12 protein-coding genes and 1 other RNA gene are annotated in these 15,534 nt (G+C 34.8%); all 13 read left to right on the top strand.

Features of this window, described 5'->3' with window-relative positions:
* Positions 1-325: 325 nt before the first annotated feature.
* The 13 genes from dnaA to JOS54_RS00065 all read left to right on the top strand — a co-directional run bounded on the left by dnaA (position 326) and on the right by JOS54_RS00065 (position 15,524).
* Positions 326-1,687 (top strand): chromosomal replication initiator protein DnaA, encoded by a 1,362-nt coding sequence (dnaA, locus tag JOS54_RS00005; RefSeq protein ID WP_203245033.1) that lies wholly within the window; start codon positions 326-328, stop codon positions 1,685-1,687.
* 140 nt (positions 1,688-1,827) lie between these two features.
* The gene (gene dnaN, locus JOS54_RS00010; RefSeq protein ID WP_203245034.1) at positions 1,828-2,949 is read left to right on the top strand and encodes a DNA polymerase III subunit beta; all 1,122 of its coding nucleotides are present in this window, start codon (positions 1,828-1,830) and stop codon (positions 2,947-2,949) included.
* An 85-nt stretch (positions 2,950-3,034) separates the two neighbouring features.
* Entirely contained in the window at positions 3,035-3,244 is a 210-nt protein-coding gene (locus JOS54_RS00015) for an RNA-binding S4 domain-containing protein (RefSeq protein ID WP_203245035.1), read from the top strand.
* Entirely contained in the window at positions 3,234-4,313 is a 1,080-nt protein-coding gene (gene recF, locus JOS54_RS00020; protein ID WP_203245036.1) for a DNA replication/repair protein RecF, read from the top strand. The genes JOS54_RS00015 and recF overlap by 11 nt, the downstream gene beginning before the upstream one ends.
* A 9-nt stretch (positions 4,314-4,322) precedes the next feature.
* The gene (gyrB, locus tag JOS54_RS00025) at positions 4,323-6,302 is read left to right on the top strand and encodes a DNA topoisomerase (ATP-hydrolyzing) subunit B (protein WP_370541402.1); all 1,980 of its coding nucleotides are present in this window, start codon (positions 4,323-4,325) and stop codon (positions 6,300-6,302) included.
* 12 nt (positions 6,303-6,314) lie between these two features.
* Complete coding sequence (gene gyrA / locus JOS54_RS00030) at positions 6,315-8,804, top strand: DNA gyrase subunit A (protein ID WP_304502721.1); 2,490 nt, start codon at positions 6,315-6,317, stop codon at positions 8,802-8,804.
* A 163-nt stretch (positions 8,805-8,967) separates the two neighbouring features.
* Positions 8,968-9,384, top strand: coding sequence for an Hsp20/alpha crystallin family protein (locus tag JOS54_RS00035; protein WP_203245037.1), 417 nt, complete (start codon positions 8,968-8,970; stop codon positions 9,382-9,384).
* A gap of 286 nt (positions 9,385-9,670) precedes the next feature.
* Complete coding sequence (gene serS, locus JOS54_RS00040; RefSeq protein WP_203245038.1) at positions 9,671-10,957, top strand: serine--tRNA ligase; 1,287 nt, start codon at positions 9,671-9,673, stop codon at positions 10,955-10,957.
* Positions 10,958-11,009: 52 nt separating this feature from the next.
* An RNA gene (ffs, locus tag JOS54_RS00045) (signal recognition particle sRNA small type) lies at positions 11,010-11,096 on the top strand.
* A gap of 3 nt (positions 11,097-11,099) precedes the next feature.
* Positions 11,100-11,567 carry a nucleoside deaminase gene (locus tag JOS54_RS00050; protein ID WP_203245039.1) on the top strand — a complete coding sequence of 156 codons (468 nt, stop codon included), beginning with the start codon at positions 11,100-11,102 and terminating at the stop codon, positions 11,565-11,567.
* A 37-nt stretch (positions 11,568-11,604) separates the two neighbouring features.
* Positions 11,605-13,248 carry a DNA polymerase III subunit gamma/tau gene (gene dnaX, locus JOS54_RS00055; RefSeq protein ID WP_203245040.1) on the top strand — a complete coding sequence of 548 codons (1,644 nt, stop codon included), beginning with the start codon at positions 11,605-11,607 and terminating at the stop codon, positions 13,246-13,248.
* Positions 13,249-13,260: 12 nt separating this feature from the next.
* Positions 13,261-13,863, top strand: coding sequence for a recombination mediator RecR (gene recR / locus JOS54_RS00060; protein WP_203245041.1), 603 nt, complete (start codon positions 13,261-13,263; stop codon positions 13,861-13,863).
* Positions 13,860-15,524, top strand: coding sequence for a formate--tetrahydrofolate ligase (locus JOS54_RS00065; protein WP_203245042.1), 1,665 nt, complete (start codon positions 13,860-13,862; stop codon positions 15,522-15,524). The genes recR and JOS54_RS00065 overlap by 4 nt, the downstream gene beginning before the upstream one ends.
* Positions 15,525-15,534: the final 10 nt, after the last annotated feature.

Below are 15,534 nucleotides of genomic sequence, written 5' to 3' on the forward strand. Positions count from 1 at the left end.
GTTTTCCACAATTGTGGAAAGTTGTTTAAAAGTCTATTTTTACTGGTATTTACTTATCTTTTTAAATGTGGAAAGGATGGATAAGTTACTTTAATTATTTTTATTTTCCACAAAAAATTAATTTTTCAACAGTGGATAAGAGTATCCACAACTTATACTCATTTTAATTTTGTGGATAATGTGGAAAAGTTATAAAAATGCCTTGAATTCTAATCTCTTTATTTTTATAAATTGTGGATAACTTATTTTTCCACAATTTAGTCTTTTTTTATTTCTTATTTAGGACTAAAATGATGAAGCTAAGATACATATTTAGGTGACCAACATGACAGTACAACAAGACCAATCTTTAAAAAGGATTTGGCAGGAAATAATCGATGATCTCCATGAACAAACAAACTTGGAAGATATCTTTTTTAAGACCTATCTCAATCCTTCCTACTTATATTCTTTTGACAGTGAGAAAGCTATTTTAGTAGCCGATAACATTATTTCTTTTAAGTGCATTGAAACCTCTGCTTTAAAAGACATTACAACTCTTTTTAAATCTCGTTACCATGATTTAGAACCAAATTTTATGGTTCAATTGGTACAACCAAAAGATATTAAAACCGTTACTTCGCCTCTATTAGAAAACTACGAAACAAACTTCAGTTCTTCCACTATTCAAAAAGATCGTACTTTTGAAAACTTTGTGATTGGAGATTGTAACCGAGAATCTCAAGCGGCAGCTTATGCGGTAGCTCTTAATCCCGGGCAATTATGGAATCCTTTGTTTATTTATGGAAATAGCGGCTTAGGAAAAACCCATTTATTGATGGCTATCGCTAATTATATCAAGAAGCATCAACCTGAAAAAAAGGTGTATTATACCGAATCCACTAAGTTTGTTGAAACAGTAGTACATGCTTTACAAACTGGAACCATTGATGCTTTCAAACGCTATATGTATAACTTAGATGTTTTGTTGATTGATGATATCCAATTCATTGCCGGAAAAGAAAAATCTCATGAAATCTTTTTCACCATTTACGAAGAAATGGTCAACAATAAGAAACAAGTTTGTATTACGTCCGACCGCGAACCAAAAGATATTAAGGATTTAGAAGATCGATTGGCTTCTCGTTTTTCTAATGGTTTGACCGTTGGAATTGATTCCCCTGAATTTGAGACCGCGCGCGCTATTTTAAATCAAAAAATTAAAGTGAATGATAATTCCATTGATGAAGAAGGAATGAATTATATTGCTTCTAACTTTTCTGGTAATGTACGTGAATTAGAAGGTGCTTTAAATCGTGTTTTATTCTATGCTATTCAATTTCAACCGGATGATGATGTCATTCACTTTGAAACCGTTATGCATGCATTAAAGGCACAAGCCTCTAAAACTATGAAATCCGGTTTGAATGCTAAAAAAATCATTCGCATTGTTGCTGATTATTATGGTCTGACAAGCCAACAAATTAAATCTCGCAATCGAACTAAGAATATTGCGAATGCTCGTCATATTTCTATCTTTCTTTGTCGCAAGCATTTGGATTTACCTTATATTCGCATTGGTGAAGAGTTTGGTGGTCGTGATCATTCCACCGTTATTTCTGCTATTACAAAAGTTGAGAAACAAATTAAATCAAATCATGCCTTTGCGAATGCCATTCATGATTTAGAGACTCAAATAGCTGACTAATCCACAATTTTTATCCACAATATTTCCACTGTTATTTTTAGTGAAAAATACGTTAAAATATAGATGTTAATAACTTTTCCACATTTCCACAATCTTAATAAGAATAAATCTTAATATTTAAATAATAAAAAGGAGCTCATATGAAATTCTCAATCAAAAAAAATCCATTTACGATTGCTTTAACTGAATTAAGTAATGCGGTATCTTCTAACTCACCACAACCATCTCTAAGAGGAATTAAAATTGATATTCATTCCAATGAATTAGTACTAACTTCTAGTAATGCGGATATTTCCATTCAAAAGAAAATTGAAAAAAGCAATGATAATCAATTGAATATTCAAGAAGAAGGAAAGCTTTTAATTGAAGCGAAATATTTGTTAGAAATTGTTAGGAAAATAGATAGTGAGAAAATTTATATAGAATCCATTGATGGAACTTACACTCAATTTAAAGGTAATAAAGCCTTATTTAAGATTAATGGTATGGCTGTTCGTCAATATCCAGAAATTGATTTTAGTCAACCTAATTTAGAAATTGAATTAGATAAAGATACTTTCTTAGACTTGATTGATCAAACCATTTTTGCTTGTTCAAAAAAAGAAATGAAACCGGTTTTAATGGGTGTAAATTTTGAATTAAAGAACAATCAATTGGTATGCACAGCTACGGATTCCTATCGTTTGGCTCGTAAAGTGGTTGATTTAGAAAGTTCCAATCAATTTAACGTTACCATTCCGGAAAAATCTTTAAGTGCTATGAAGAACACTATTTTACAAAATGCAAAAGAAATTGTTTCCTTTGCGGTAGATCGCTCAAAAGTTCAAATTCGCACTCAAAATATGATTTTTCAAAGTCGTATTTTAGATGGTGATTATCCAGCAACAGCTCAATTGATTCCAACACAATTTATTGCGGAATTGGAAATTAGTCGTTATGATTTAAAAAATGCGATTGACCGTACTTCTTTCTTAAGAAGTGAAGATGTCAAGGAAAATCGTCTTCAATTGATTGATAATCAAGCTATTTTAACTAGTCGTTCACAAGAAATTGGTGAATCACGTGAAGAATTATCAGCACAACATAGCGGTGAAGATTTAGATATTTCTTTTGATGGTGCTTATGTAGTAGAAGCACTTCGCGGTTTGCATGGTGAACGTGTTTTAGTTCAATTTAAGGGTGTTATGAAACCATTTATTTTAACTTCAAAAGATGATTCTTCAACTATCCAATTAGTGCTACCATTAAAGTCTAATCATTAAGCTCTTACAGTGGCTTAGAAACTAGGTTTCTAAGCCTTTTTATGTTATAATTAACAAGGTTTTCAGGACTTGGAAAGTAGGTAAAATGACGAAACAAAAACAAGACTACATAACTTTGCAAAACTTCTTAAAATTCAATGGTTTTGTACAAACCGGAGGTGAAGCGAAACTAGTCATTCAAGATGGTTTTGTGAAAGTAAATGGTGAGGTCGAAATACGTCGTGGAAGAAAGTTATACTCCGGTGATAAGGTTGGCTATCAAGGAGAAACTTTAATGATTAAAGATGTATATTAAATCTTTACGCCTGTCCCATTATCGAAACTACCAAGAGTTACAAGTTTCCTTTCAACCAAATATCAATGTGATTGTTGGAAAGAATGCACAAGGCAAAACAAACTTAATAGAAGCACTTTATTATTTATCTTTGTGTCGTTCTTTTCGAACTAGTCAAGACCAGGCTTTAATTCAAAATGGAGAAGAATACGCTGACCTTGTTTGTTGGCTAAAAGAGGAAAAACAAGAAAGTTATTTGCGTTGTATTCTTCATGAAAAAGGGAAAAGCCTTTTTATTGGTAAAACAAATATATCAAAGACAAGTGAATTTATTGGTCGATTGAATGTTGTATTGTTTAGTCCGGAGGATATTTATATATTTTCACAAGCGCCAAGGGCAAGGCGAAAATTCATGGATCAAGAGTTAATGAAGTTATCTAAGAAATATCTATTTCATTTAACTCGTTATAATACCTTGTTGAAAGAAAGAAATGTTTTACTAAAAAAAGCAAGCATTGATGAAACAATGTTGGATATTCTTGATAAACAAATGGTTACATCAGAAGTTGAAATTTTAAAGCGAAGATCTTCTTTTTTGAAGTTTATCAATCAAGAAATTGAACGTTTATTTCAATCTTTGTCAGGAATGAAATTGCGGTTACAAGTTGTGATGAACAATGGTATTGAAGTAGATAAAATTGATGAAGAAATTTTGTTAAAAGCTCATCTTTTCTCACGACAAAAAGATATAGAATACCATATTACAAATGTGGGGATTCATCGTGGTGATATTCAATTTCGATTGGCTGATAATGATATTTTATTATCTGCTTCACAAGGTCAAAAAAGATTAGTGATGATAGCCTTTAAATTAGCTATTCTTCATTACATTGAATTTATTTCAAAGCGTAAAGCGGTTGTCTTATTGGATGATGTATTAAGTGAATTAGACTTAGAACGTCAAAAACGCTTGCTGGATGTAGTTAAAAATGGGTACCAGTGTTTTATTACGACAACTTATTTACCGGATAGTTTGAAATTGGAAAAATTGAACTGCATTTCCATTCAAGATGGAAAAGTAAAAATATAGGAGGTTTATATGGCAGATAAATTTGAAAATAGAGAAGAAAGCCAAGCTGTCTTTAATGAAACATTGGACATGAAAGTGGATCATGCTTATGAAGATGAAGATATTCAGGTTTTAGAGGGTTTAGAAGCCGTTCGTAAGCGTCCGGGTATGTATATTGGTTCTACTTCTTCTGTTGGTTTGCATCATCTTGTTTGGGAAATTGTTGATAATGGTATTGATGAAGCGATGGCCGGTTATGCTAGTCAAGTGGAAATTACCATTGATGAAAATAATATTGTATCTGTTGAAGATGATGGTCGTGGTATGCCGACAGGGATGAATGAGAAAACAGGTATTTCAACCATTGAAACAATTTTTACAGTCTTACATGCCGGTGGTAAATTTGGTGGTGGTGCTTATAAAGTTTCCGGTGGTTTACATGGAGTTGGTGCTTCAGCAGTGAATGCTTTAAGTGAATTCTTGGAAGTAACAGTCTATCACGAAGGTAATATTTATTTTGTTCGTTTTGAGAATGGTGGTCATCCGGTTGAACCATTAAAGAAAATTGGTACTTGCAATGTCAATAAACACGGTTCTTTAGTTCGTTTTAAAGCCGATCCAACCATCTTTACGGAAACAAGGGTGTATGATTTCAATACCCTAAGAAATCGTATTCGTCAGTTGGCTTTCTTAAATAAAGGAATTCGTATTAAGTTCCATGATTTACGAGAAAGCAATCCTGAGAAACAAAATTATGATTATTTATTTGAAGGTGGTTTAAAGGAATATGTGAAGTTTATTAACGAAAATAAGGATAAAGTTCATGAAGATGTTATTTATTCCGAAGGTTATGAAGATAATATTCAAGTAGAAGTGGCTTGTCAATACAACACAAGCTATAATCCGTCTATCTATACTTTCTGTAATAACATCACAACAGTGGATGGGGGAACGCATGAAGAAGGTTTCCGTATGGCTTTAACACGTATTGTGAATAAATACGCTCGAGAAAATAATTTCTTAAAGGAAAAAGATGAGAATGTGACACAAGATGACTGTAAGGAAGGTTTAACAGCGATTATCTCTGTGAAGCATCCTAATCCACAATATATTTCACAAACTAAATCCAAATTAACAAATAGTGAAGTGCGCAAGATTGTATCGGATATCTTCGGTACACAGTTTGAGCGTTTCTTAATGGAAAATCCAAATCAAGCAAAAGCAATCATGGAAAAGATTGTGATTGCGTCCCAAGCTCGTTTGGCCGCAAAAAGGGCGAAAGAAATCACCCGTAAGAGTTCAATTAAAGTCGGCTCTCTACCCGGTAAGCTATCGGATTGTTCCTCCAAGGATCCAAGCATCTCGGAAATTTACTTGGTCGAGGGGGATTCAGCAGGCGGTTCTGCTAAAAATGGTCGTGATTCTCATTTTCAAGCCATTCTTCCTTTGCGAGGTAAAATTTTAAATGTGGAAAAAACACGTCCTGAAAAGGCTTTTGAAAACCAAGAAATTCGTTCGATGATTACAGCCTTTGGGGCAGGTGTGCATGATGAAGTAGATACTTCAAAACTTCGTTATCATAAGATTGTTATTATGACCGATGCCGATGTGGATGGTGCACATATTCGTACTTTATTATTAACTTTCTTTTATCGTTTTTTAAGACCGGTATTGGAACAAGGTTATGTGTACATTGCTCAACCACCTTTATTTAAGGTACAAAAAGGACAGAGTATTCGTTATGCGTACACGGATCGCCAATTGGACGAATTAAAAGCGGAAATGGGTGATCGTTTAAGTATTCAACGTTATAAAGGTCTTGGTGAAATGGATGCTAGTCAATTATGGGAAACAACGATGGATCCTAAAACACGTACTTTAATTCGTGTAACAATCGATGATGCAGAATATGCGGATCAGAATTTCTCAATGTTGATGGGAGAAGAGGTTGAACCTCGCAAGAATTTTATTTTAGAGAATGCTCACTTTGTCGAGAAATTAGATATTTAGTAGGAGGTCAAGATGGCTTTAGATGATTTTATGGAATTTGATGAAAGTAATTTTGACTCTGGTCATATTACTGAAACAGAATTGAGTAAGGAAATTCGTCGTGATTTCTTGGAATATTCAATGTCTGTTATTGTGGCACGTGCTTTGCCGGATGTTCGTGATGGTTTAAAACCGGTTCAACGTCGTATTTTATTTGCGATGAATGAAATGAACAATGGACCGGATAAGCCTTATCGTAAGTGTGCTCGTATTGTTGGGGATACGATGGGTAAATACCATCCTCATGGCGATAGTTCAATTTATGGTGCTTTAGTTTATATGGCACAAAATTGGAATATGCGCGAAACACTTGTGGATGGACATGGTAATTTTGGTTCTATGGATGGTGATGGTGCCGCTGCGATGCGTTATACCGAAGCGCGTATGTCTAAGATTTCCGTTGAAATTCTTCGTGACTTAGAAAAAGATACTGTTGATATGACGGATAACTACGATGGTGAAGAAAAGGAGCCAACCGTCTTACCGGCTCGGTTTCCAAACTTATTAGTCAATGGTTCAAGCGGTATTGCGGTTGGTATGGCCACAAATGTGGCACCTCATAACTTGGTGGAAACGATTGATGCAATCATTTCTTACATGGAAAATCCAGAAATTTCGGTTACAGAATTAATGCAAGTAATGAAAGGACCTGACTTTCCAACCGGTGCTTATATTTTAGGTCGTTCGGGTATTCGTAAGGCTTTTGAAACAGGTCGCGGCTCTATTGTGATGCGTGCTAAGACTCACTTTGAAGAAATGGCGAATGGAAAGACGCGTATTGTTGTGGATGAAATTCCTTACATGGTGAACAAAGCCTCTCTTGTGGAAAGAATTGGTATTTTAACAAGAGAAAAAATGATTGATGGCATTACTGATTTACGTGATGAATCCAATATGAAGGGGATTCGTGTTGTTATTGAACTACGGAAAGATATTCAAGCAGAAGTTGTTTTAAATCAGCTTTACCGTATGACAGCCTTACAATCGAATTTTGGTGTTAATAATGTTGTCTTATTTGATGGTGCTCCTCGTTTGGCTGGTATGAAAGAACTTCTAAGTGGTTATATTGATTTCCAATTAGAAGTGATTCGCCGTCGTACGGCTTTTGAATTAAAGAAAGCGAAAGATCGTGCTCATATTTTAGAAGGCTTACGTATTGCTGTAGATAATTTAGATGAAGTAATTCATACTATTCGTCAATCAAAAGATGCACAAGAAGCTTTAATAAATTTGATGGATAAATTCCCGTTGGATGAGGTACAAGCTAAAGCTATCTTGGATATGCAATTTAGACGCTTAACCGGTTTGGAACGTGACAAGATTGAAAAAGAATATCAAGATTTATTACTTAAGATTGCGGATTATGAAGATATCTTAGCTCATAAGGAAAGAGTGATTGATATTGTTAAGAATGAGTTAACAGAAATTAAAGCGAAATATGGTTCTTCAAGACGTTCAGAAATCATTGATGCGGATGCGGAAATGGAAGATGAAGATTTAATTCCTGTTGAAGATATTATGGTGACTTTATCAAGCAATGGTTATGTTAAGAGATTAACGACCAATACTTATTCGGTTCAAAATCGTGGTGGTAAAGGAATCAAAGGAATGGAATTGAATAAAGACGACAGTATTGAACGAGTTATCAATATGTCGACACACGATTTCTTACTTCTATTTACTGACAAAGGTCGTGTGTTCCGTTTAAGAGGATTTAATATTCCTAACTTCTCGAGAACTTCAAAAGGTATTCCAATTATCAATCTTGTGCATATGGATAAGGATGAAAAAGTGAAAGCTATGGTACCGGTTAAGAAGAATGATGAACAAATTAAATTCTTATTCTTCGTAACAAAGAAGGGTATTATCAAGAGAACTGCTATTTCTGAATTTGAAAGTATCATGAAGAATGGTAAGAAAGCAATTATTCTTAATGAGGGCGATGAACTTGCTTTTGTGAAAGCAACGAACGGTCAAGCGGAAGTCTTGATTGCCGGTGCTAATGGTAAAGCTATCCGTATCTTGGAAGAGAAGGTTCATCCGCAAGGTCGTATTGCTCGTGGTATGAAGGGTTTTAATACAGATGGTTCTTTTGTTATCGGTGTTGCTACTACTTTAGAAGGCTTCAATGTTTTAACGGTTAGTGAAAAGGGTATTGGTAAAGTATCTGCTATTGATTCTTTCCGCCTAACAAACCGTGGATCAAAGGGTGTTAAGGCGGCGAAGATTAATGAAAAAACAGGTAATTTGATTTCCATGAAGGCTGTTAGTGATGACCAAGATGTGATGATTATGACAGAAGGTGGAATAGTGATTCGTATTTCACTCAATCAGATTGCAGAATCTTCTCGCTCTAGTATGGGTGTTCACCTAATTCGTGTTAATCAAGACCGTGTTTCAACGGTTGCGATTGTGGATAAAGAAGTGGAAGAAGAGATTATGGAGGAAGGAAGTGCTGAATAATCAGCACTTTTTATATGTTTGTGATAAGAAAATTTATTCGATAATTACTGATAATTTTAAATTAATAAGAAAATATTTTTAAAAAAATTAGCACTTAATAGTTGACAGTGCTAAAAAATAGAATACAATGATGGTGTAAGGAAATAATCCTTAGGAGGTAATTATGAACACACTTACAAGAAGAAACAGTTTTGAAGAATTATTCGATGATATGTTTGGTGCATCTTCGATGAACAATAGCTACAACTTAATGAAAACAGATGTTCATGAAAAAGATGGTCAATATCTATTGGATATGGAAATTCCGGGTGTTAAGAAAGAAGATATTAAAGTTAGTCTATTTAATGGAAATTTAACAGTTGAAGCTAGTCGTTCTAGTCACAATGAAGAAATAGACAATCATGGAAAAGTAATTCGCCAAGAACGTTTCTCGGGAACTACAAGTCGTACTTTCTATGTTGGTACAGCAATTGATCAATCCGATATTAAAGTAAGTTATGATAGTGGAGTTCTTCATATTGAACTACCAACCGAGAAACAAAAAGAAACTGACACAAAGAAATTCATTGAAATTCTTTAAACTGAATTAGGAGCTTAAGCTCCTTTTTAATTTGACAGAAAGTGGTTGAAGTGGTTTAATTTTGATAGCTGTTTAAAGAATAGTAAGTAGATACTCTTGTTTAGAAAGTTACCGGTTGATGAAAGGTAATCCGGAGTACTATTGAATCCGCTTTAAGTAATATTAGCTCGGTTTACACCGTTATTGTAGAGAAGAGATAAATTGTTTCACGTGAAACAATTAAATTAGGGTGGCACCGCGAGAAATCGCCCCTATATATTGGTGTCTTTTTTTGTGGAGGAAAAATATGATTAACATTGAATTGATTCGTAACCATCGAGAAATTGTAAAAGAAAATATTAAAAAGAAATTTCAAGATCAAAAATTACCATTGGTTGATGAAGTGTATGAACTAGATAAAAAATTTAGAGCAGCGAAAACAGAAGGCGATAAATTACGTGGTGACCGAAACCGTATTTCAAAAGAAATCGGTGGTTTTATGCGTAATAAAGAATTAGAAAAAGCTGAAGTCGCAAAACAATCCGTAAAAGACATTGACCAAAGAATTATTGACTTAGAAGCTGAAGAAAAAGAAATGGAAACGGAAATTCGTAAGCGAATGATGCTTATCCCGAATATCATTGATGAGACGGTACCAATTGGAAAAGATGATTCTGAAAATATAGAAATTGAAAAATATGGTGAACCGACGGTACCGGACTATGAAATTCCTTATCATGCTGATATTTTCCAAAGTTTTGGTGGTTTTGATCAAGAAAGTGCCGGTCGTACATCGGGTAATGGTTTTTATTATTTACAAGGGGATGTAGCTCGCTTGCATTCAGCGATTATCTCTTATGCTCGTGATTTTATGATTAGTCGTGGCTTTACCTATGTAGTACCACCATTTATGATTCATTCCAATGTCGTAACTGGAGTCATGAGTTTTGATGAAATGGAAAATATGATGTATAAGATTGAAGGAGAAGATTTATACCTCATCGGTACTTCTGAACATTCTATGATTGGTAAGTTTATGGGTCAAATGGTCAAAGAAGAAGATTTGCCTAGAACATTAACTTCTTATAGTCCATGTTTTAGAAAAGAAGTAGGTGCTCATGGTATTGAAGAACGTGGTGTTTATCGTGTGCATCAATTTGAAAAACAAGAAATGGTGGTTATTTGTCATCCAAATGATAGCAAGCATTGGTATAATCAATTATGGAAAAACTCTGTTGATTTCTTCCGTAGCTTAGAAGTTCCTGTGCGTACATTGGAGTGTTGCTCAGGAGATTTAGCCGACTTAAAAGTTAAGTCTTGTGATGTAGAAGCTTGGTCACCTCGTCAAAAGAAATATTTTGAAGTAGGCAGTTGTTCAAACTTAGGTGATGCCCAAGCGAGAAGATTAAGCATTCGTATTAAAGGAAAAGAGGGGAATTATTTAGCTCATACCTTGAACAATACAGTAGTCGCAAGTCCTCGTGCTCTAATTGCTTTCTTTGAAAATCATTATCAAGAAAATGGGGATATTACAATTCCTCAGGCTTTACAAGCTTATATGGGTGGTCAAAAAGTAATTCATCCAAAGAAGTAATTGTTTCACGTGAAACAATTACTTGAAAATATTTGTTAGAAATAGTACACTACTAGTGGTACAGCAGTTAGTTCATGAACTTGGTCAGGGTCGGAAGGCAGCAGCCATAAGTGCTACTAATTGCGTGTGCCACTTTTTAATTATGAAAAACAAAGAAGAATACTACATGGCTTTTGCTATTAAGGAAGCAAAAAAAGCAGAGTTAGAAGATGAAGTTCCTATTGGTTGTGTCATTGTCCGTGAAGATAAAATCATTGCTCGAAGTCATAATCGTAAAGAAAGTAAAGATAGTGCTATTTATCATGCTGAAGTAGAAGCTATTTTAGAGGCTTCTAAAGTAAAAGATAGTTGGAATTTGAATGATTGTGATTTGTATGTGACTTTAGAGCCGTGTTTAATGTGTACTGGTGCTATATTGAATTCCAGATTAAGAAAAGTTTGTTATGGAGCCAGTAGTTTTAAGTCCGGTTTTTTAAAAACAAAGATTGACTTAGAAGAGATTCAGGGCTTAAATCATTATCCAATGATAAGGGCAGGTATTTTAGAAAAAGAATGTGCTCAATTATTAAGTTCTTATTTTCAAAAAAAGAGATTTAGTCAGACTGAATAAGTCTGATTTTTTTGTTATAATTTCACTGGAGAAGTTTATGGGAAAACAAGCACTATATCAAAAATATCGTTCAAAGAACTTTGAAGAAGTTATTGGTCAGGAATACACCGTTCAAGCCATTCAAAACACGGTCAATCAAGACAAAATAGGACATGCCTATTTATTTTGCGGACCAAGAGGAACGGGTAAAACCACTATGGCAAGATTGTTTGCAAAAGCGGTTAATTGTGAAGGACAGGAAAAAAAGCCTTGTAATCACTGCGAAAGTTGTGAATTAGCGAATAAAGGAGTTCATCCGGATATCATTGAAATTAACGCCGCAAATGAAACAAGTGTGGATCATATCCGTGATTTAATCGAAAAATCCTATTTAGCACCAATGAGAAGTCTTTATAAGGTGTATATCATTGATGAGGTTCATCAATTATCCTCTGCGGCTTCCAGTGCCTTATTAAAAATATTAGAAGAACCACCAGAAAATGTGATTTTCATTTTAGCGACGACTGATCCACAAAAGATGTTAGCAACCATTATTAGCCGTTGCCAACGATTTGATTTCCGTCGTGTACCTAGTACATTAATACAAAATCATTTATTAAATGTGGCTAAGTTAGAAGGTATTCAGTTAGAAGAAACAGCCGCTAAAGATTTAGCCCGTTTAGCGGATGGCGGTGTGCGAGATGCTTTATCGCTGTTGGATCAATGTGCCGCTTATACATCAAATACTATTAAAGCCGGCGATATTCAAAAAATATATGGACTAACATCCGTAGAAGAAAAGATTACTCTATTGCATTTAATTCAAGCGAAAAACTATTTAGATATCATGCACCACTGCAAGCAATACCAAGAACAAGGTATAAATTTAGAAAAGTTTTTAGATGAATGGATTGAAGTAGTCAAAGAAATCATTTTATATGTGAACACAAGAAGTAAAGAAGTGTTGGGTGCTTTAACTTTTGAAGAAGTTTCTAAAACAAGCCAACTATTTACAAAACAAGATTGGATGAATGTTTTGGATGTTCTCATTGGTTTTAAAGAAAAATTCAAACAGAATAAAAACCAATCTATATACTTTGAGGTTTTATGCATTCAATTAAGTCAACTTTCAAACATAAACGAAATCGAAATTGTTGAAAAACCGGTAGAAGTAAACGAAGAACCAATCGTTACTCTAAAAGAAGAAGTTCGAGAGGAACTTCCTATGGAAACAAAAGAATTACATCTAACAACAAAAGAGATTGTAGGTTTATTGATTCAATGTAATAAACAAGCAAAAGCGGATGATACAGAAATCATTAGACTAGCAAAACTAAAAGGAACGGTGGAAGATAATCGAATAATTTCTGCCATGGATCAAGTTCAACTAATGGCGGCTGGAGAAAATTGTGTTTTATTTGTTAGTGAAGGTAGCCAACTTCAAGAAAGAATGATGGAAAGTAGCTTCCATGAGGCGATGTACCAATTCATGAGGACAAAGTTATCTTTGGATAAAATGCCGTATATTTTTACAAAGCAAGAGTTTGATGAAGCGATTGAACTTTTCAAAGAATTACGCAAGAACAACCAATTGCCAAAGGCTTATGAAGTGCATCGATACCAAAATAGCCATGATGAAGAAAACCAAATTGAAAATCGATTAAATGAATTATTTGGTAAAGAAAATGTAACAATTATGTAAGGGGGATGCCACATGAAATATCCGGAAAGCCTAAATCATTTGATTGAAAGAATACGCCAATTACCTGGTGTGGGCGAAAAAACAGCAGAACGTTATGCGTTTGCGTTATATGAAATGGAAAAAGAAGATGCAGTAAAGTTCGCTAAATCAATTGTGGATATGAAAAATAAGGTACAAGCTTGTTCTATTTGTGGAAATATGGCAGAACAGGAGCGTTGTTCTATCTGCTCTTCTAAGCAAAGAGACCATACAAAAATCTTGGTGGTTCAATCTCCAAAAGATATTATTGCGATTGAAAATATGGGTGAATATGATGGTGTTTATCATGTGTTAAATGGATTGATTTCAGCTTCAAAAGGAATTTTACCGGAAGATTTAAGAATTAAAGAGTTACTAGTAAGAGCGAAAGAGGCGAGTGAAATTATCCTAGCGATGAGTGCCACTTTAGACGGTGAAACCACTTCTCTTTATCTAACAAAAGTATTGGATAAAGAATATCCGCATTTATTGGTGACAAGAATTGCCCACGGTTTACCATCGGGTGCGATGTTGGATTATGCGGATGAAATCACTTTAAGCCACGCTTTAGCCGAGCGTAGAAAGGTAAAAGAATGAAAACGGATTTAGAAATTGCTCAAGAAACGAAAGTTTTACCCATTCAAAAAATTGCTCGGAAGCTACAAATCCCGGAAGCAGAATTATATTTATATGGGAAAGACAAAGCTAAAGTGAATTTAAATTATTTAAATGATTTAAAGGAAAAGAAGAGTCATTTAATTCTTGTGACAGGGATTAGTCCGACGAAAGCCGGAGAAGGAAAATCGACTGTTACCATTGGGTTAGCGGATGGATTAAATGCTAAAGGTAAACAAGCTATGGTTTGTTTAAGAGAACCATCTATGGGACCTGTTTTCGGTTTAAAAGGGGGAGCCACAGGGGGTGGTTATTCACAAGTTGTCCCAATGGAATCCATTAATCTGCATTTTACGGGGGATATGCACGCTATTACTGCTGCGAACAATCTAATTGCTGCGATGCTGGATAACTCTATTTATCAAGATAATCCATTAAACATTGACCCTGAAACGGTTGTTTGGAAGCGTTGTTTGGATATGAATGATCGCACTTTAAGAGATATAACGATTGCCCAAAATAAGAAAGTAAATGGTATTGAAAGACAAGATCATTTCGTCATTACAGTTGCTAGTGAAATGATGGCTATCTTATGTTTAGCTACTTCGCTATCAGACTTGCAAAAACGAATTGGTGAATGTGTTCTTGCTTATACGTACGAGAAAAAGCCGGTCACTGTCAAACAAATTCAGGCTGATGGAGCGGCGACTTTATTGTTAAAAGAAGCTCTTATGCCAAATCTTGTGCAAACTTTAGAAGGTACACCGGCGTTTGTGCACGGTGGACCTTTTGCGAATATTGCCCATGGTTGTAACTCCATTATAGCAACGAAGTCAGCCTTGAAATTAAGTGATTATGTAATTACGGAAGCTGGTTTTGGGGCTGATTTAGGAGCAGAAAAATTCTTTGATATTAAATGCCGTATGGCTGATTTAAAACCATCCGCCACAGTGATTGTTGCAACAATTCGAGCTTTAAAGCTTCATGGTGGTGCCGATGCAAACCAATTAGCTAACGAAGATTTACACGCTTTAGAAAAAGGACTTGTGAATTTAGAAAGACACATTGAAAACTTAAAATCCTTTGGTGTACCGGTTGTAATCGCAAACAACCGTTTTGTGACCGATACGGATGCAGAATTAGCTTTCTTAAAGAAGTGGGCAAAGGAAAAAAATTACCCGTTTGCATTATCAGAGGGCTGGGCAAAAGGCTCTAATGGGACACAAGACCTTGTCAAAGAAGTGTTATCCGTTTGTGAGCAAGTAACAAACTTTAAACCACTCTATGAATTAAATCAAAGCATCGAAGAAAAAATAGAAACAATAGCGAAAAAAATTTATAAAGCAAAATCTGTTATCTATTCCCCGGAAGCCCAAGCTTCCTTACAGAAAATGAAAGAAAACAGCTGGGATAAGTTGGCGATTTGTATGGCAAAAACACCGATGTCCTTTAGTGATAATCCAAAGTTAATGGGTGCTCCGGAAAACTTTGATTTGCATGTACAGGATATCCGTGTTTCCTTAGGGGCCGGTTTCTTAGTTGTTTTAACCGGTTCGATTATGGTTATGCCCGGTTTACCAAAAGTACCGGCTGCCAATCGCATGGGTGTTGATGAAAGGGGTAAGAGTTTCGGCTTGTTTTAGGAGGTGAAGT

It is taken from the genome of Bulleidia sp. zg-1006, assembly GCF_016812035.1.
Lineage (GTDB): Bacteria > Bacillota_I > Bacilli_A > Erysipelotrichales > Erysipelotrichaceae > Bulleidia.